The 18964-nt window shown below is 72.9% G+C and carries 12 protein-coding genes and 1 pseudogene; 5 read left to right on the forward strand and 8 right to left on the reverse strand.

Translation table 11 applies throughout. From position 1 onward, the window contains the following. The first annotated feature begins 4 nt into the window (after window positions 1–4). Window positions 5–1939, forward strand: a complete 1935-nt coding sequence (locus HD596_RS56400; protein ID WP_185077586.1) for a peroxidase family protein — start codon at window positions 5–7, stop codon at window positions 1937–1939. 18 nt (window positions 1940–1957) lie between these two features. Here the strand turns inward: HD596_RS56400 and HD596_RS56405 are convergent, their stop codons facing one another. The 6 genes and pseudogenes from HD596_RS56405 to HD596_RS56425 form a co-directional block, all read right to left on the reverse strand. Further along, window positions 1958–2476, reverse strand: coding sequence for an N-acetylmuramoyl-L-alanine amidase (locus tag HD596_RS56405; RefSeq protein ID WP_185077587.1), 519 nt, complete (start codon window positions 2474–2476; stop codon window positions 1958–1960). Window positions 2477–2673: 197 nt separating this feature from the next. Then, on the reverse strand, window positions 2674–4608 hold the full coding sequence (locus HD596_RS61095; protein ID WP_246555494.1) for an ArnT family glycosyltransferase: 1935 nt from the start codon (window positions 4606–4608) through the stop codon (window positions 2674–2676). An 88-nt stretch (window positions 4609–4696) separates the two neighbouring features. Further along, a pseudogene (locus HD596_RS61100) lies at window positions 4697–5779 on the reverse strand (bifunctional glycosyltransferase family 2/GtrA family protein); the annotation flags it as partial. 24 nt (window positions 5780–5803) lie between these two features. Further along, window positions 5804–7153, reverse strand: a complete 1350-nt coding sequence (locus HD596_RS56415) for a sensor histidine kinase (protein ID WP_185077588.1) — start codon at window positions 7151–7153, stop codon at window positions 5804–5806. Then, the gene (locus tag HD596_RS56420; RefSeq protein WP_185077589.1) at window positions 7150–7851 is read right to left on the reverse strand and encodes a response regulator transcription factor; all 702 of its coding nucleotides are present in this window, start codon (window positions 7849–7851) and stop codon (window positions 7150–7152) included. Before HD596_RS56420 ends, HD596_RS56415 begins: the two co-directional genes overlap by 4 nt. A 64-nt stretch (window positions 7852–7915) precedes the next feature. After that, window positions 7916–9118 (reverse strand): cytochrome P450, encoded by a 1203-nt coding sequence (locus HD596_RS56425; RefSeq protein ID WP_185077590.1) that lies wholly within the window; start codon window positions 9116–9118, stop codon window positions 7916–7918. 83 nt (window positions 9119–9201) lie between these two features. Between HD596_RS56425 and HD596_RS56430 the strand changes: the two genes are divergently transcribed. Continuing rightward, the gene (locus HD596_RS56430; protein WP_185077591.1) at window positions 9202–9759 is read left to right on the forward strand and encodes a TetR/AcrR family transcriptional regulator; all 558 of its coding nucleotides are present in this window, start codon (window positions 9202–9204) and stop codon (window positions 9757–9759) included. 4 nt (window positions 9760–9763) lie between these two features. On the opposite strand, the gene HD596_RS56435 is transcribed toward HD596_RS56430, so the two are convergent. Continuing rightward, window positions 9764–11272 (reverse strand): phytoene desaturase family protein, encoded by a 1509-nt coding sequence (locus HD596_RS56435; RefSeq protein WP_185077592.1) that lies wholly within the window; start codon window positions 11270–11272, stop codon window positions 9764–9766. 221 nt (window positions 11273–11493) lie between these two features. Here HD596_RS56435 and HD596_RS56440 point away from each other — a divergent pair, with 221 nt between their 5' ends. The 3 genes from HD596_RS56440 to HD596_RS56450 all read left to right on the forward strand — a co-directional run bounded on the left by HD596_RS56440 (window position 11494) and on the right by HD596_RS56450 (window position 15991). Then, a complete protein-coding gene (locus tag HD596_RS56440; RefSeq protein WP_185077593.1) occupies window positions 11494–12420 on the forward strand; it encodes a pseudouridine-5'-phosphate glycosidase in 927 nt (308 codons plus the stop codon). Next, window positions 12405–13490, forward strand: coding sequence for a carbohydrate kinase family protein (locus HD596_RS56445; protein WP_185077594.1), 1086 nt, complete (start codon window positions 12405–12407; stop codon window positions 13488–13490). Before HD596_RS56440 ends, HD596_RS56445 begins: the two co-directional genes overlap by 16 nt. A gap of 83 nt (window positions 13491–13573) precedes the next feature. Continuing rightward, window positions 13574–15991, forward strand: coding sequence for a hypothetical protein (locus tag HD596_RS56450; RefSeq protein ID WP_185077595.1), 2418 nt, complete (start codon window positions 13574–13576; stop codon window positions 15989–15991). A 4-nt stretch (window positions 15992–15995) separates the two neighbouring features. On the opposite strand, the gene HD596_RS65415 is transcribed toward HD596_RS56450, so the two are convergent. Beyond that, window positions 15996–18938, reverse strand: coding sequence for a helix-turn-helix transcriptional regulator (locus tag HD596_RS65415; protein ID WP_185077596.1), 2943 nt, complete (start codon window positions 18936–18938; stop codon window positions 15996–15998). Window positions 18939–18964: the final 26 nt, after the last annotated feature.

Here is an 18964-nt window from a genome sequence, read left to right on the forward strand (position 1 = left end):
TCCAATGAAGCACCGCCTCCGTATCGCCGCGCGCCTCACCGCCGCCTCCGCCCACGCCACCGCGCCCGCGCCCGAACGCGCCGAAGCGCCCGAGCTCGTCCGGCCGCCCGCCGGGCGGGAACCGCCGGTCGCCGGGGCGGGCTACCGCCGCTCGTGGTTCTGGACCGCCTACGACGCCCTGGCCCAGGCGCTCGACCACCGCTTCGGCTGGGACCGGCTGCCCACCCCGCTCGGCCTGGCGGTCCTGGTGGGCATCCGCAACCGGCTGCGCAAGCACAACCTGTACGACCCCGGCCGCCTGCCCTCCGCCGGCCCGCCGCCGCCCGTCCCGGACCCGAAGGGCCATGAGGTACGGCGGACCGCCAACGGCTCGTACAACGACGTGGACCATCCGGCCATGGGCATGGCCGGGACCCGGTTCGGGCGCAACGTCCCGCTCGAGCACGCGTACGCCGAGACTCCCGAGCGGGTCATGACGCCGAACCCGCGCATGATCAGCCGCCGGCTCATGACCCGGACCCGGTTCCAGCCCGCGCGCTCCCTCAACGTCCTGGCCGCGACCTGGCTGCAGTTCATGATCCGGGACTGGTTCAGCCACGGGATCAGCCCGTCGGACGACCCGTGGACCATCCCGCTGGAGCCGGGCGACGACTGGCCCGAACCCCTGCTGACGATCCCGCGGGTCCCTGCCGACCCGACCCGCCCGCCCGGCTACGAGGGGCCCGCGACCTCGCTGAACACGCTCACCCACTGGTGGGACCTGTCGCTGGTCTACGGCCTGAGCGACGAGGAGCAGCGCGCCCTGCGCACCGGGACCCGGGGGCGGATCCGCCATCGCCCGTCCGGGACCCGCGCGATGGCGGGCGGCAAGGCCGACCCGACCCGCGAACCGGGCTTCTGGCTCGGCCTGGTGATGATGCAGGGGCTGTTCGAGCGCGAGCACAACGCCATCTGCGAGCGGCTGCACGCCGAGTATCCGGCCTGGGGCGACGACGAGCTGTTCGAGCGCGCCAGGCTGATCAACGCCGCGCTCGTCGCCAAGATCCACACCGTGGAGTGGACGCCCGCGGTCATCAGCCACCCCACGGCGGTGACCGGCCTGCGGGCCAACTGGTGGGGCCTGGCCTCCGAGCCGATCAACAGGGCGCTGGGCCGGATCAGCCGGAGCGAGACGATCAGCGGCATCCCGGGTTCGCGCACCGACCACTTCGGGGTGCCGTTCAGCATCACCGAGGAGTTCGCGGCCGTCTACCGGATGCACCCGCTGATCCCCGACGACTACAGCCTTCGCCACCTGCGCGACGACTCCCGGATCCGCGACACCACGCTGCGCGAGCTGTCCGGCCCCGCGGCGCTGCGGGTCGCCTCGGCCATCTCGGCCGCCGACCTGCTGTACTCCTTCGGGACCGAGTACCCGGGCGCGATCGTCCTGCACAACTTCCCGCGCCTGCTGCAGGAGTTCGAACGCCCTGACGGCAAGCTGGTGGACCTGGCCGCCACGGACCTGATCCGCTGCCGGGAGCTGGGCGTGCCGCGCTACAACGAGTTCCGCAGGCTGCTCAACCTGCGGCCGGCGAGCGGGTTCGACACGCTCACGGACGACCCGGCGCTCGCGGAGGAGCTGCGCGAGGTGTACGCGGACCGGCTGGAGGACGTCGACCTGATCGTGGGCATGTTCGCCGAGAAGCGCCCGGAAGGGTTCGCCTTCAGCGACACGGCCTTCCGGGTCTTCATCCTCATGGCCTCCCGGCGGCTCAACAGCGACAGGTTCTTCACCCCTGACTACGCCGAGCGCGTCTACACGAGGACAGGGCTGGACTGGATCGCGAACAGCAGCATGACCTCGGTGATCCTGCGCCACCATCCGGAGCTGCGCCCGGCCCTGCACCATGTGGGGAACGCGTTCGCGCCGTGGCGCCGGTCCGGCGTCACGGCCTGAGGTGCCGTCCCCGCCGCGTCACGCGAGCCGGTCGTCGTCCGACGGCAGATCGGCGCCCGCCGCGGCGGGGACCGGCATGCCGGCCTCCACCCAGGCCAGCAGCTTCGTGCCGGGGCAGTCGGTGTTGCCCACCTGGAGGTGGGCGCGCTTGGCCAGCGTACGGCCGGCCTTGGCGCAGGCCTCGTCGTACAGGGCGCGGATCGCCATCTTCACGGCGTCGGTCGGGCTGTTCATGCCGATGTAGGAGCATCCGATGCCGCTGACGTTGTGATCCGTGGCGTGGGCGCCGCGCACGTCCCAGCCGCGGCCCTCGTACACGGTGCCGTCGTCCCGCACGAGGAAGTTGTAGCCGATGTCGTTCCACCCCCGCTCGTCCATGTGGAAGTCCTGGATCTCCCGCGGCGTCTGCGTCGTCGGCCCCTCGGTGTGGTGGACGACGAACTCGATGCGCTTCGACCACGGCACCTTGACGACGGCGTCCGGGTCTCTCGGCGGGCGGGCGTTCCAGGCACTGCGCTTGACGATGTTGATCGTCATGGTCTCCCCCTAGTTAAGTGCTCGACTTTCCGCAGGTTAGGCGGCGGACGGGCGGGAGAGCGGGGTGCGGCGCGCGGGGATGCCGGGATCGTTGGCCATATTTCATCCTGGCTTGGGCGACTTCGGCCTTGATGGGCAGCTGGCCCGAGAATGGGGTGGTTGATGGGTAGGGGCACCGTCAAGGCGCCCCTTCCCCCTTACGCGGCGCAGTCGTAGAGGCTGGCTTGGCCGTCCACAGCCTTGCAGTTCTGCTGGACCCAGGTGGTCACCTCGGTGTTGCCCCGGCCCGGCCCGCCGCGGTCGCCGCCCGACAGAACGTAGCGGAGTTGCCCGGAGGAGGTGAGCTCTTTGAGGCGATCCACGGTCATGGCGGCGTCGCTGCCGGTGAAGCCGCCCATGGCGAGCACGGGCCGGCCGGTGGACAGGATGGTCGGCGAGGCCTGCATGGCGCTGTTCACCGCGACCAGCCAGGTGGCCTTGCCCTGGTTCGCCAGGAGGTACTTGACCATGGAGTCGCTGATCCCGCCGCCGGGGCCGCCGCCCATGAAGCCCGCCCGGCCACCAGGGAACTCCCCGCCCCGGAACCGGCCGCCCATCCGGCCGAAGCCCATCTGTCCCGCGTTCGGGCCGGCGGTCGGGTTCGTCCCGTTCACCTGCGACCCCAGCGGCGTGACGGCGTACGCGGCGGGCCCGGCCAGCCCGGCGACCACCGTGGCCGCCAGCGCGAGGGCGGCGATCCTGACCGTCACCTGCGCCCGTACCCTGGCCAGCACCAGCACCACCACGGCCGCCAAGGTCGCCCCGAGCACGACCCAGGCCAGCCACGGCGCCCAGTCGGGCGTGCGGCGCAGCACCACGAACGACCAGCCGCCCGTCACGGCCACCGCCAGCGGCAGCACCCAGGCCCAGGTCCGCGACCGGCGGTACTCCCGCCACATGCTCACCCCGCCCAGTCCGCACAGCGCGGCCACGGCGGGCGCCATCGCGGTCGTGTAGTACGGGTGGAAGGTGCCGCTGGAGAAGCTGAACACCACGTAGTGGACGACCAGCCAGCCGCCCCACACCAGCCACGCCGCCCCGGACGGGCCCTCGATCCGGCGCACCCGCATGAGCGCGGCGAATGCCAGCGCCACCACGCAGAACGGCAGCAGCCAGGAGATCTGCCCCGCCAGGATGTCGTTGAACAGCCGCCCGGCCCCGGACTCCCCGCCGAAGCCGCCGCCACCGGGTCCACCACCGGGTCCACCACCGGCCCCGCCGCCCTGGCCGAGGATCCGGCCGAGCCCGTTGTAGCCGATCACCAGGTCCCAGACGGAGTTGTCCGTGGAGCCGCCGACGTACGGCCGCGAGTCGCTGGGCCAGAGGTCGACGATCACCATCCACCAGGCGCTCGACACCAGCATGACCAGGCCGGCCGCCAGCAGGTGCCCCACCCGCCTGAGCCACGGCACCCGGGCGCACAGCAGGTACGCCAGCGCGAACGCCGGCACCACCAGGTACGCCTGGAGCATCTTCGCGTTGAAGGCCAGCCCCACGAAGAGCGCGCACACCAGCAGCGACCGCAGGCGCCCGGTCCGCAGCGACTCCAGGCAGAACCAGGCCGCCAGCACGAGCAGCAGCACGAGGATCGTGTCGGGGTTGTTGTCCCGGTTGATCGCCACGGTGATCGGGGTGAGCGTCATGACCACGGCCGCGACCAGGGCCGCCGCGTGGGCGTACGTCCTCCCGGAGCAGGCGCGGCGCACGGCCGAGTGGACGAGGCCGACGGCGGCCACCCCCGCCAGGGCCTGCGGGAGCAGCATGCTCCACGTGCCGTAGCCGAAGATCCGCGCGGACAGCCCCATCACCCACAGCGCCAGCGGCGGCTTGTCCACGGTGATGAACGACCCGGCGTCGAGCGCGCCGAAGAAGAACGCCTTCCAGCTCTGCGTGCCGGACAGGACGGCGGCGGCGTAGTACTCGTTGGCGTTGCCGCTCAGCCCCCACGCGTACAGGACGAACGCGACGGCGAGCACCGCCCACATGGCGGGCCGCGACCAGCGCGGGTCCTCCTCGGCGCCCAGGAGGACGCGTGCGGGCAGGCTGCGGCTCGTGGCGGCCCGGTGCCCGGGCCGCATGGCGGTGGCGGTCATCGTCCCGTCCTCCGCTGGGGGTTGAAGACCACACGCGCAGCAGCAGGAAGCGGACGAGCGTGGCCGCCGCGTTGGCGATGATGACCGCGACCAGCTCCACCCCGTGCGAGACGCCGCCGGGCAGCAGCGCGAGGCTCCCCGAGGTGAGCGCCAGCCCGACGAGGAACGCGATCAGGCCCTCGAACTGGTGCCGCATCGCCCCGGCCGAGCCCTTGACGCCGAAGGTGAAGCGGCGGTTCGCGGCGGTGTTGGCCACGGCCGTGACCAGCAGCGCGACCGCGTTGGCGGCCAGCGGGGAGACGATCTGCCGCAGCAGCGAGAACAGCGCCAGGTACGCCAGCGTGCTCACCACGCCGACGATCGCGAACCTGGGCAGCTGCCTGGCCATCCCCTTCGGCAGCTCGGCCCGCTCGACCCGGGCCGGCACCGGGATGCGGGCCGCCCCCGACAGCGTCCTACGCGCGACCCTGGCCAGGCCGCGCAGGTCGTCGAGCGCGGTCTGGATGATGTCGACCCGGCTGTCCGGATCGTCCACCCAGTCCACGGGCACCTCGTGGATGCGCAGCCCGTGCCGTTCGGCGAGCAGCAGCAGCTCGGTGTCGAAGAACCACTGCTCGTCCTCGACGCCGGGCAGCAGCGCCTGCGCGATCTCCGTACGGACGGCCTTGAACCCGCACTGCGCGTCGGAGAACCCGGCGCCCATCACGGAGCGCAGCAGCAGGTTGTACGAGCGGGAGATGAACTCGCGCTTCGGCCCCCGCTCGACCCGCGACGCCCTGGCCAGGCGGGTGCCGATGGCCAGGTCGCTGTGGCCGGACAGCAGCGGCGCGACCAGCGGCAGGAACGCGTCGAGGTCGGTGGACAGGTCCACGTCCATGTAGCTGACGACGTCGGCCTCGCTCTGCGACCAGACCCGCCGCAGCGCCCGGCCGCGCCCCTTCTCGTCGAGGTGCACGGCCCGCACGTGCGGGAGCTCCCGGGCGAGCTCCGTGGCGAGCTGCCAGGTGTTGTCGGTGCTGGCGTTGTCCGCGATCGTGATGCGGAAGCCGTAGGGGAAGTTCCCCGTGAGGTACGCCTGCAGCCGGGTGATGCTCCCGCGGAGCGCCCGCTGCTCGTTGTAGACCGGGACGACCACCTCGACCAGGCGCGTCCTTACTGCTGTTATCTCCATGCAGCCAGCTCACGGGTCGGGTCTTTAACGGGACTTATCCGATTCTGAGTTACGCATGAGAGTTCCGGGAAGGTCCATTGTCGCGATCGCTCCACCACCGGGCGCATTCGCCAGACGTACCTCTCCCCCGGCCTCCGCGACGGCCTGCGCCACGATCGCCAGGCCCAGCCCGGACCCGGGCAGGCCACGGGCGGACGGGGAGCGCCAGAAGCGCTCGAAGACGTGCGGCAGCTCCTCCTCCGGCAGTCCCGGGCCGTGGTCGCGCACCGACAGCCGGCCGTGCGCCAGCGACACCTCGACCTGGCCGCCGGGGCTGAACTTGGCGGCGTTGTCGATGAGGTTGAGCACGGCGCGTTCGAGGGAGGTGGCGCTGCCGACGACGTACCAGGGCCTGAGGTCGCTGACCACCTCGGCGCCGCGCAGCCTGGCGCGCTCGACGGCGGCCGTCACGACCTCGTGGAAGGCCAGCTCGACGTGCGGCTCGTGCTCGGTGTCGCCCCTGGCCAGCTGGAGGAGGTCGGCGACGAGCGTGGACAGCTCGGCGAACTGGGCCTTGACGTTGGTGAGCAGGCGTTTCTTGGCCTCGGGGTCGAGGCTGCGGCCCGTCTGCTCGCTTCGGAGGAGCAGGTCGATGTTGGTGCGGAGGGTGGTGAGGGGGGTGCGCAGCTCGTGGCCGGCGTCGGCGACGAGCTGTTTCTGGCGCTCGCGGGAGCCGGCCAGGGCGGTGGTCATGGCGTTGAAGGAGGAGGAGAGGCGCGCGATCTCGTCGTTGCCTTCGACAGGGATATGGGTGTCCAGGTCCTCGGTCTGCGCGATGTGCTCGACCGCCTTGGTCAGGCGGCCCACGGGTTGCAGCGCGGCCCGCGAGATGAGCAGCCCGGCCGATGCCGCGCCGACCACGCCGAACGCGGCGACGACGCCGAGCATGAGCGCGGTGTTCCGCAGCGTGAGCTGGATGTGGTACAGCGGCCTGGCTTCCATCACCGCGACGCCCGGCGCGAAGTTCAGCGTCACCACACGGACCGCCTCACCCTCCCGGGTGACGCCGTAGCGGAAGATCGGCGCGCCGGGGTGGTCCACCGCCTTCGTGTCCTCCTCGGTCGGCACGATCGGGGAGCCGAGCGAGCACGTGCTGCCGTCGGCGCGCAGCAGCGTCGCCATGTCGCGGAAGCTCGACGAGCCTTCGGGGCTGCAGTGGTCCAGGAGGAAGGCCTGGTCGCCCTTGCCCTCCGGTTCCAGGATGGTCTGATCCAGCTGCTTGATCAGCTGGTCCCGGACGATGAACCACGACAGTCCCGCGCAGACCGCGATCGCGAATGCCACGGCGACCGTGACCAGGAGAGTCAGCCGCGAGCGCAGGCTGCCTCGTTTCACGGCGTGGCCCGTAGCACGTACCCCACCCCGCGCACCGTGTGGATCACACGCGGCTGCCCCCCGGCCTCGGTCTTGCGCCGCAGGTACATGACGTACACGTCGAGCGAGTTGGACGTCGGCTCGAAGTCGAACCCCCACACCTCGCTGAGGATCTGGTCCCTCGTGAGCACCTGACGCGGGTGTGCCAGGAACAGCTCCATCAGCAGGTACTCGGTCCGCGTCAGATCCAGCCGGCGGTCGCCGCGCATGACCTCCCGGGTCGCCAGGTCCATGCGCAGGTCGCCGTACGTGAGCGTGTCGGCGCCCTCGGCGGGGGTCGAGCTCAGCGCGCCCCGCCGGAGCAGCGCGCGGACGCGGGCGAGCAGCTCGTCCAGCTCGAACGGCTTGACGAGGTAGTCGTCGGCGCCCGCGTCGAGCCCCGAGACCCGGTCGCCCACCGCGTCGCGGGCGGTGAGCATGAGGACCGGGATGTGGTTGCCCGAGGCGCGCAGGCGCCGGCAGGCGGTCAGCCCGTCGAGCCGGGGCATCATGACGTCGAGCAGCACCGCGTCGTAGGTGTCGGCCGCGATCGCGTCCAGCGCCGCCTGCCCGTCGTTGGCCGTGACGACCTTGTAGCCCTCGAACTCCAGACTCGACTGCAGCGCCTCGCGCAACGCGGGCTCGTCGTCCACCACCAGCAACCGTGCGGGCTCACTCATGCGACAAACGCTAGAGGCTCATCATGAAAACCTGATAAACGCAGTCATGGCCGTTCCATGAGGATCACCACGCGACGGGCATCGCCTTGAGGCCGAAGATGGGGCCGTCGCTCTTGATCGGCAGCTCCTCGTCCGGCACGGTGACCCGCAGGCCGGGGATGCGCTCGAACAGCGTGCGCAGCGCGATCTCCATCTCGGCCCTGGCCAGGTTCTGGCCGAGGCACTGGTGGACACCGTACCCGAACGCCACGTGGTGGCGGGCGCCGCGCTCGACGTCGAACTCGTCCGGCTGCTCGAAGGCCCGCTCGTCCCTGTTGGCGGAGGCGCCGAGCACGAAGATGCCCTCGCCCTTCCTGACGAGCTGTCCGTCGATCTCCTGGTCCTCGACGGCCACCCGGTCGAAGGCCACCCAGTCCACGATCGAGTGGTAGCGCAGCAGCTCGTCCACCGCCATGGGCCACTTGTCCGGGTTCTCGCGCAGCGTGGCGAGCTGGGCGGGGTGGCGCAGGAGGGTGAGGGCGGAGAGCGGGATCATGTTCGCGGTGGTCTCGTGGCCCGCGACGAGCAGCAGGAAGGTCACGCCCACCAGCTCGGCGTGCGTGAGCTGACCGCTCTCGATCAGCCGCCCGAGCAGGTCGTCCTTGGGCTGCCGCGCCGCCTTGGCGACGAGGGTGTCGAGATAGTCCCTGAGCGCCATGATCGCGGCGTGACTGGCGGTGGGGCCGTCGGCGCTGGAGAGCATCTCGCGGGTACGCGCCTGGAAGAACTCGCGGTCGTCGACGGGGACGCCGAGCAGCTGGCAGATGACCAGCGACGGCAGCGCCAGCCCGAACGCCTCCACCAGCTCCGCCTCGCCGCCCTTGGCCAGCATGTCGTCGATGAGCTCGTCCACGGTGCGCTGGATGCCGGGCCGCAGCTCCTTGACGCGCCTGACGGTGAACTCGGGGATGAGCAGCCGCCGGAACCGGCCGTGCTCGGGCGGGTCGAGGTCGATGAAGTGGCCGACCGCGAACTCCTGCGCCGCGGCCCGCTCCTCGGGGGTGGGCGGCTCCGGTCTGAACGCCCAGTTGGGGTGGCCGGGGGTCGCCGGGTTGGTGCTGATGCCCGTGCCCGCCAGGACCTGTTTGGCCGCGGCGTGCCGGGTGACGAGCCAGACGTCCCCGCCGGGGAGCGAGGCTCGTACGAGGGGGGCCTGCTCGCGCATCCGCTCGTACTCGGGCGGGGGCGCGAACGGGCAGGTGCGCTGGACGGGGAAGGTTTCGCCCATAGTCTCTCCCTACAAGCCGAGCCGATTGCTTACTTACGCGAAAGTAAGCAATCGCGGGCCGGTCGTCAAGTGATGGGAGTGGAATGGCAGGGCGGCGGACGGACACGAGGGACCGGATCCGGCAGGTGGCGCTGGAGCTGTTCGCCGAGCAGGGGTACGAGCAGACCACGCTGCAGGAGGTGGCCGAGCGGCTGCAGATCACCAGACCGGCGCTCTACTACCACTTCAGCACCAAAGAGGCGATCCTGGAGAGCGTCGGGGAGCGGCTGGCCGAGTCGATCGACGAGCTGGTGGAGTGGGGGCGCGCGCAGCCCAGGACCCCCGGGGCGAGGCGGGAGATCCTGCGGCGGATCGGCGAGCTGCTGGAGGGACAGTGGCGCCCCCTGTTCAAGTTCGCGCAGGTCAACCAGGGTGTGATGCAGGGCCTGCCGGCCGGCGAGCGGATGCAGGCCGGGATCGTCAAGATGGTGTCCCTGCTGGAGGATCCGGAGTCCGGGCCGGTGCGGAAGTTCGAGGCCCGGCTGGCGGTGTTCGCGGTGATCCTGGGCAGCGTGCCGTTCCTCTTCGACCTGGACGTGCCGGAGGCGGAGCGGGCGTCCGTGGCCATGGAGGTGGCCACGAAACTGATCTCGGAGGATTAGCGCGTCAGCGTTTCAGCACCGACATGGCCGCGTTGTGGCCGGCGATCCCGCTCACGCCGCCGCCCCTGCGGGCGCCGGCGCCGCACATCAGGATGCGCTCGTGCTCGGTCTCCACGCCCCACCGCTCGCCCGCCTCCGCGTACGGCCAGCTCAGGTCGGTGTGGAAGATGTGGCCGCCGGGCAGCCCGGCCTCGTTCTCGAGGTCGACCGGGGTCTTGGCCTCGACGCACGGGGTGCCGTCGGGCGCCCTGAGCAGGCATTCCTCGATGGGCTCGGCGAGGACGGAGTTGATGGAGGCGAAGGTGGCATCCAGAGCGGCCTTTCTCGCCTTATCCGGATTTTTCCGGAAAAGGCGGGCGGGCATGTGGAGGCCGAACAGCGTCATCGTCTCGGCCCTGCCCCTCAGCCCGGGCCCGAGGATGGACGGGTCGGTCAGCGAATGGCAGTAGACCTCGGCCGGCGGCAGCTCCGGGATCTCCCCGCGCGCCGCCTGCCCGTAGGCCGCGGCGAGCTGGTCGCGGCTCTCGTTGATGTGGAACGTGCCGCTGAAGGCCGCCCGCGGGTCCACGGACGCGTCCTTCAGCCGGGGCAGCCTCGTCAGCACCATGTTGACCTTCAACTGCGCGCCCTCCGGCGCCTCCCCGGGCCTGCCCAGCACCCGGTCGAGCACCGCCGGCGGCAGGTTGACCAGCACGTGGCCGCCGTTCACCGTGTGCTCGCCGCCCTCGTCCGCGAACGTGACCTCGCCGGACGGCGAGATCCCGACGATCTCGGCCCCGGTCCTGATCTCGGCGCCCGCCCGCCTGGCGGCCGCCTCGAGCGTCCCCGAGACGGCACCCATGCCGCCGACGGGGACGTTCCACTCGCCGGTGCCGTCGCCGATCACGTGGTAGAGGAAGCACCGGTTGGCGAGCAGGTCGGTGGCGGGGTCGGCGAACGTGCCGATGAGCGCGTCGGTCAGCACGACGCCGCGCACGGTGTCGTCCGCGAACCGCTCCTCCACGGTCCGCCCGATCGGCCGCCGGAACAGGTCCCGCCATGCCTCGGGGCCGACGAGCCGTTCGACCTCGGCGGCGGACGGGAGGGGTTCGAGCAGCGTGGGGGCCAGCGCCCGCGCCACGCGCGCGGTCAGGCCGTAGAAGTCCTGCCACGCCTTGTGGTCGGCCTCGCCGCCGGTGACGTCCCGGAACGAGGCCGCCGTCGCCGCCGCGTCCTCGTTGTCGACGAGCAGGCCGGTCTCGCCCCTGGGCGTGTAGGAGGCGTAGCGGCGGCGGCGCAGCTCCAGGTCCAGCCCCAGGTCGCGGACTATCGCGGAGGGCAGGAGGCTGACGAGGTAGGAGTAGCGCGACAGCCGTACGTCGACGCCGGGGAAGGCCCGCGCGGAGATCGCCAGGCCGCCCACGTGGTCGTGGCGTTCCAGTACGAGCACGCTGCGCCCCGCTCCGGCCAGGTAAGCGGCCGCCACCAGCCCGTTGTGCCCGCCTCCGGCCACGATCACGTCATACGACCCCATCTCCGCACCATACGACCCCACCCACACCACCCGTCAACGCTCGCTCTCGGACATTTCTCCCGATCCGCCGGGTCACTGGCGGGCGCCGCACCCCCTGTGTGATCCTCAGGTGGACCGCCGGCGTGATCAGCGCCGCAACCTGCTGCGTTCCCGGTAAAACCCCGTAAAATACGTTTTTCGCCCTAGTAGGCCAAGATCACCCAAGGAGCACGAAACTCACCATGCGCAGCACTCCCGACTCCGTTCTGCAGCCGTCCGACGAGGTCGCCGAGGCCCTGGCGAGTGGCGCGCCCGTCGTCGCCCTGGAGTCCACGATCATCTCCCACGGGCTGCCGCAGCCGCGCAATCTGGAGGTGGCGCGCGAGCTGGAGGGCATCGTACGGGCGGCCGGCGCCGTACCGGCCACGATCGCCGTGCTGGACGGCGTGCCCCGCATCGGCCTCAACGAGGTGGAGCTGGAGCGCATCGCGACCGAGTCCGGCCTGCGCAAGCTGGGGCAGCGGGACCTGCCCGTGGCCGCGGCGTTGAAGGCCAGCGGCGCCACCACCGTGTCGGCCACGTCGTTCCTGGCCGCCCGCGCCGGCATCCGGATCTTCGCCACCGGCGGCCTCGGCGGCGTGCACCGCGGCTGGACCGAGGACCAGGACGAGTCCGCCGACCTCGACACGCTGGCCCGCACCCGCATCACCGTCGTCTGCGCCGGCGTCAAGTCGATCCTCGACGTGCCGGCGACGCTGCAGCGCCTGGAGACGCGCGGCGTGAGCGTGGCGGGCTACCGTACGGACACCTTCCCCGGCTTCTACCTGCACTCCTCCGGCCAGCCGATCGAATGGCGGATCGAGTCGCCCGCCGAGGCGGCGGAGATCATGCGGGGCCAGGACGCGCTCGGCGGCCAGGAGACGGCGCTGATCGTCGCCAACCCCGTCCCCGTGGACCAGCAGCTCGATCCCGAGCTCCATGACCGCGTGCTGGCCGAGGCGCTGGCCGCCGCCGAGCGGCAGGGCGTCAAGGGGCAGGCGATCACGCCGTTCCTGCTCGGCTACCTGGTGGACGGCACCGGCGGCGCCTCCCTGGAGGCCAACCTGGCCGCCGTGCGCGGCAACGTGGCCCTGGCCTCGCAGATCGCCCGGTCATGGGCGCGCCCGTGACGGGCGGAGTGACGGGCGGAGCGACGGGCGGAGCGACGGGCGGAGTGACGGGCGGAGCGACGGGCGGAGCGACGGGCGGAGCGACGGGCAGGGCGACGGGCGGAGCGACGGGCGGAGCGACGGGCAGGGCGACGGGCAGGGCGACGGGCGGCGCCCTGCTCGTCATCGGTGACGTGGTCACCGATGTGGTGGCGTTGCATGGTTCGCCGGTCATGTCGGGCACCGACACGGCGGCCGACATCGTCCTGCGCCCCGGCGGCTCCGGCGCGAACACCGCCGCCTGGGCCGCCCGCCTCGGCGCCGACGTGCGCCTGGTGGCCAGGCTCGGCTACGACAGCAGCGAGTGGCACACCACCGAGCTGGCCAAGACGGGCGTCCGGCCGCACGTCTCGGTCGATCCCGACCGCCCCACCGCCGTCGTGATCGCCATGGTGGACCGGAGCGGCGAGCGTACGATGCTCACCAACCGCGGCGCGGGCGGCCTGATCTCCGAGGCCGACTGGGACCCGGCCCTGCTCGACGGCGTCGCCCGGCTCCACCTGTCCGGCTACCTGCTGTTCGCCGAGGGCGGGCTGCGGCTGGCCAGGCTGGCGATGGCCGAGGCCGCCGCCGCCGGGATCGCGATCAGCGTCGACCCGGCCTCCACCGGCCCGCTGCGCGACTTCGGGGTCGAACGTTTCATCCGCGAATCCGCCCCCGCGGGCCTGATCCTCCCGAATCTTGATGAGGCCCTCTTGCTGAGTGGAGCCACGACGGCGGAGCGCGCCGCCGTACTCTTGAGTGAGACATACGGCACAGCGATCGTGAAGCTGGGAGCACGGGGTGCGCTGGCCGCCGTGGACGGCGAGGTCGTCGCGGCGGTGGCGGGCGTGTCCACCGAGGTCGTGGACTCGACGGGAGCGGGTGACGCGTTCGCCGCCGGGTACCTCACCGGGGTCTTGCAGGGTGTCGGCGAGGAGGCGGCTTTGGAGGCGGGTTGCCGTGCTGGTGCCGCATGTGTGGCCCAGGTGGGCGGTCGGCCACGGTACGGTTTGGATCTGAACCGTCTTTACCCTATTCACACTGATTGATAGCTTGCCGCGTAAGCTGCACCATTAGCCACACGCGTTTCGGTCAGCACCACGCGGCTCACTGGGGAGGATAAGGTCCGCCGATGGAAGTCGAGTCATCGATCTGCCTGAGCGACCTAGTCCCTGCGCTGCGCTGGAGCCGCCCGCAGCAGGTGGCCGAAGCCCTGGGCGATCCGCGGCTGCCGGCGGGATGGTGGCACTCCGTCGCGCTGTCGAGGGCGCTCGGCACGGCGGGGCTCGACTGGATCTGCGAGCGCCTGGCGCGGCTGGCCTCCTCCCGCTGGGACCACCTGCCGCTGGCCGACCTGCTGCCCGCGCTGACCGTCCACCACATCGATCCGGCGCTGCCGGGCTGGCCCGAGGACACCCGTACGGCGATCACCGGGCTCGGCGGCTGGCAGCGGCTGCGCCGCCTGTCCCCCAGCGACCTGGGCACGCCGTCGGCGACGCCCGAAGTGGTGATCGGCTCCGTCTTCCGCGAGATCCTCGGCCGCATCCCGGCCCAGCGTGAGGCCCCCGCCGCCGATCATCCCGAGGTCACCCGGCCGCTCGCCCGGGGCACGGGCTCCTTCCCCGTACAGGCCGACCCGGTGCCCCAGACCGGCATGTTCGCCGCCCAGAGCGGCGCCGATCAGCGCCTCTTCCCGAAGCAGGGCCAGCCCGACGCCGCGCCGCAGCGCCCGGCCGCCGCCGCGGACCAGCGCCAGACGGGCTCGTTCCCGGCCCAGCAGCCCTCGGGGACCGGCCCCCTGGCCGCCCAGGGGCCGGACAGCGGCCGCCAGACCGGCTCCTTCCCCTCGCTGTCCGACCGCCAGCCCGGCCCCGCACAAGAGCGCCAGGGCGGCCCCTCTCAGGACCGCCAGCCCGGCCCCGCACAGGACCGCCAGACCGGCTCCGCACAGGACCGCCAGACCGGCCCCGCACAGGACCGCCAGACCGGCTCCTTCCCGGCCCAGCCGGCGCCGGACGCCGGCGGGCCGCAGCGGCAGACGGGGTCGTTCCCCGCGCAGACCGGCTCGTTCTCCGCCCAGCCGCAGAGCGGCTCGTTCCCGGCGCAGCCGCAGGGGTTCGCCGGCGAGGGCCTCCCGCCCCGCCCGGCCCCCGGCCAGCCCGGCCAGCCCGACCGTGCCCCGCAACGCCCCGCGAGCCCCCAGTCCGGCCCCCAGTCCGGCCCCCAGTCCGGCCCCCAGTCCGGCTCTCAGCCCGGCCGCCAGGACAGCGGCTCCGCCCCCGGCGGTCCCGTGCCCTCGGGCGGTCCCAGCACCGGGTCCATGCCCGCGATCCCGGGCGGCCCGAGCACCGGCTCGATGCCCGCGATCCCCGGCGGCCCTAGCACGGGATCCATCCCCGCCGTCCCCGGCGCGGCGGGCGCCCCCAAGAGCAACGGCACCCCGAGCTACGCGGCGCCCGTTCCCGTCGCTCCCGCCGCCCCCAGCAGCCCCGTGCCGACCGACGCCGACCACGCGATGGTGCGGGTCGTGGACAACCTGTTCCGCAGCCTGGACAAGCTGGAGCTGGCGGTGGCCGTGCACCGGCTGTTCGCGGAGGACCCGGTCAGCCTGCGGACGCTCGCCCACAAGATGCTGGTCGACCGGGACGCGCTCTCCCAGGCCCAGCGCACGGCCGAGGAGCGCGTGCTGCACTGGCTGCGCTCCTCGGAGTCCGCGCCGGTCACGGGCCACATGTTCCGCCTGACCGAATGGCTCGGCGCGGCGGCCACCGAGGAGCAGCTGATCGGCGCCGACCCCGCCCACCCCGTGACGGTCCCGTCGCTGCGCACCCCGCTCTGGCGCGTGCTGGTGACGCTCATGCCCGACCGCCGTTTCCAGGACGGCTGGCTGGTCGTGGGCGACCTGCACCGCCTGCAGGACCGTACGAGGCAGCTGCTGGCCGCCAGCCCGCCCGACGCGGACATCGTGGAGCTGATGGGCGAGCTGGGCATCCGCGCCCACTCCGCCAGGGCCTGGTACGACGCCCTGCCCCAGGAGACGAGCGGCGACCCGGTGGCCGCGGCCCCGTCGCCCGCCCAGCCCCTGCCCCGCCGCACGCCGGGTGCCAACGGCCACCACCACCGGGGCGGCCAGCCCATCCCGCCGGCCCCGCCGAGCTCGATCGACCCGTCCGCGGCCCTGGCGACGCTCTCGGCGCTGTCGGGCGGCCGTTCGCCGATGCTCGCGGGCACTCCCCCGACGCCGCCTCCGCCGCTGCCGGGCCCGTCCTCGGACCCGCGCCGCTGGCAGCGCATCGAGGTGACCCCGGAGCACCTCAGGGGCGGCCCCGTGCCGGTGCCGGAGGGCTACGCGGCCCAGCTCGGCATGCGCCCAGGCACCCTGCTGTCGGTGACCGGGCCCGGTGACAACGCCATCGTCCTGGTCTGGCAGGGCCACCAGCCGGTCTTCGACTCCCTGCAGCCGGTGCTGATGCGCCTGAACGCCCGCCCGGGCGACCAGGTCTACGTCACGGTGGACGGCTACCGCCTGGAAGCCCAGCTGACGGGCTGAGCACTCACCCGGGCGCGTCGAACAGCCGCAGCCGGTAGGCGGTGGCCGCGGCCTCGCCCCGGGTGGCGACGCCCAGCTTGGCCAGGATGTTGGAGACGTGCACGCTCACCGTCTTCGCCGAGATGAACAGCGCCTCGGCGATCTCCCGGTTGCTCCGCCCGTCCGCCACCTCCCGCAGCACCTCCAGCTCGCGAGCCGTCAGCCCCAGCGGAAGCCCGTCGGCCGCCTCCTCGGCGCCCCCGATCCTGGCCCGCCGCCCGAAGGCGTCGAGCTGCTCCAGCAGCGGCGTCGCGCCCAGCCGGGTGGCCAGCTCCCGGGCGCGGCCCAGCCGCGCCGCGGCCTCCTGCCGGTCGCCGTCCGCCAGCGCCGCCTGCGCCGCGCCCACCAGGCAGCGCGCCTCGGCGTACGGCTGCCGCAGCGCCGCCCACGCCTCGGCCGCCCGGTCCCAGACCTCGAACGGCCCGGCGGCGCCGTCGTCCGGCTCGGGACCCGTCAGGGCCGTGAAGGTGAGGTGATGCGCCCGCTGAAGGTCGCCGTCGACCTCGAGCTCCCGTCCCAGCGCCCGCAGTCGCGTCAGGAGGGCCGCGCCGAGCTTCGCCAGCGGGGTGTCCGTGCCCGTGGCGGCACGCCCTTGCTGCGGCACCACGGAGCCGAGCAGGTCGGCGATGGTTACCAGCACCGGCCAGCAGTAACGCGGGGTCTCCAGCAGATCGCGCTCCTCCATGGCCTGGACGGCCACCTCCACCGCGGCCTCCAGCTCCCCGCGCGCCTGCCGCATCCGCACCTCCCTGCACAGGAGCGGCAGGACCGTCTGGTCGCGGAAGGTACCGCGCGACAGCACGCTCCGCGACGTCCCCAGCAGCCGCTCCGCCCGGTCGAGCTCCCCGCGCGCCAGCGCGATGTCCACGACGAACCCCTGCAGGCTGGCTTGGGTGGGCGCCGGCGGCGCGAGGTCGAGCGCGCGCTCGATCACCTCCAGCGCCTCGTCCCACCGCCCCAGTGACACCAGCGGCTCGGCCAGGTTGATCGCCAGGAACGCGCCGGACGTGCGGGCCAGCCCGTACTGGCGGGCCTCCTCGATGCCGTCGCGGGCCACCTGCGCGGCCCGCTCGTGGCGGCCCGCCCCCTCCAGCGCGTCGGACTCGGAGATCGCGCAGCGCATCAGCACGTTGAACGCCTCGTCGCCGCCGGCGATCCTGCGCGCCTGCGCGAACGCCTCCATCTGCGCCTCGATCTCGGAGAAGCCGAATCGCGCCCAGGCGAGGTCGATCAGCGCGTGCGCCTCCACCCTGTGGTCGCCCAGCTCGTGGGCGATCTCCATCGCGAGCCGGCCCGTGGTGAGCCGCTCCGACAAGGCCTCGCGCCCGTGGAGCATGCGGGACAGGGTCTCCAGGACCTGGGCCCGGAGGGTGGTCGGCTTGTCGGAGGCGACCAGCGCGGCCGCTTCGCGCAGGTCGTCGAGGAAGCCGGGGCGGCCCAGGTCGTAGCGGGTCAGGCCGCGCTGGCGCAGCAGCTTGGCCGCCCTGATCGGATCGGCGTCGCGGTCGATCTCGGCGAGGGCGGCGCTCGCCAGGGCGATGGCCCGTTCGTACTCACCGGCGAGATGCGCGACCGTGGCCGTGTTCCTGAGCACGTCGATGCGGTCGCAGCCGATGCGCTCGGACGCGTCGGGCACCTGGTCCCACAGCTCCAGCACCCTGGACAGCATCCCGAGCTGCTCGTCGTAGGCGGTGGACCTGCGAGCGACACCGGCCGCCTGCCAGGCGCTGACCAGCGCCCAGGTGCTGTCGTGGGCGGAGTGCCAGTGGTGGGCCAGCTCGATCGCGCCGCGCGGGGCGGGCAGGATCGACAGGTCGCGCTCCAGCGCCTCGGCGAAGCGGGTGTGCAGGCGGGTGTGCTCGCCGGGCAGCAGGTCGTCGTGGAGCGCCTCGCGGATCAGCGCGTGCCGGAAGCAGTAGCCCTCGCCGTCGACGGTGAGCACGTTTCCCGCCACGGCGGGCCGCAGCGCGCTGGAGAGGGCGTTCTCGTCGAGCCCGGCGACGGCGGAGAGCAGGTCGTGCTCGATGCGCTGCCCGCCGGCGCTGGCCACGCGCAGCAGCTCCTGCGTCTCGGCGGGCAGCCGCTCGACGCTGGCCAGCAGCAGGTCGCGCAGCGACTCCGGCAGCGCGACGCCGCCTCCGTCGCTGAGCAGCGCCTCCACGAACAGCGGGTTTCCCTCGCTGCGCGCGTAGATCAGGTCCATGTCGGCGGGGGACGGCTCCCGCTCCAGGATGCCGGCCGCCTGCGCGACGGCCTCCTTGCGGGTGAGCCTGCGCAGCTCGACCCTGCGCACCCGCTCGACCCGGCCCAGCTCGGCGAGGAGCGGGCGCAGGGGGTGGGTGCGGTGCAGCTCGTCGGTGCGGTACGTGACCACGATCAGCAGGCCCGCCGCGGTCGGCTGGTAGCGGACCAGGAACGACAGCAGGTCGCGGGTCGACCGGTCGGCCCAGTGGGCGTCCTCGACGATCAGCAGCACGGGCCGCTCTTCGGCCAGCCGCTCCAGCAGCCCCAGCACCTGCTCGAACAGCCGCGCCCTGGCCTCGGGCCCGTCCCCGTCCGGCTCCCCGAACTCGGGCAGCAGCCGCGCCAGCCCGCGCGTGGTGCCGCCGGGCACCAGCGCCGCCACCCCGTCGCGGCCCAGCTCGCGCACCAGCCCCCGCAGCACGGCAGTGAACGGCGCGAACGGCAGGCCCTCGGTGCCCAGCTCCAGGCAGCCGCCGACGAGCACCAGCGCGTCGTCGGCCCGATCGGTGAACTCCTTGATCAGCCGGGTCTTGCCGACCCCGGCCTCGCCGCCGACCAGCACGGCGGACGACGCCCCGGCACGCGCCCCGGCCAGCGCGTCGCCGAGGATGGCGAGCTCACGGGCACGCCCGACGAAGCGTGGACTGACGGCATGGATACTCACGCCCTAAGAATGCCATCAGCTCAGGA

Origin of the sequence: Nonomuraea jabiensis (assembly GCF_014204795.1) — a bacterium.
In the GTDB taxonomy this organism is placed as follows: domain Bacteria; phylum Actinomycetota; class Actinomycetes; order Streptosporangiales; family Streptosporangiaceae; genus Nonomuraea; species Nonomuraea jabiensis.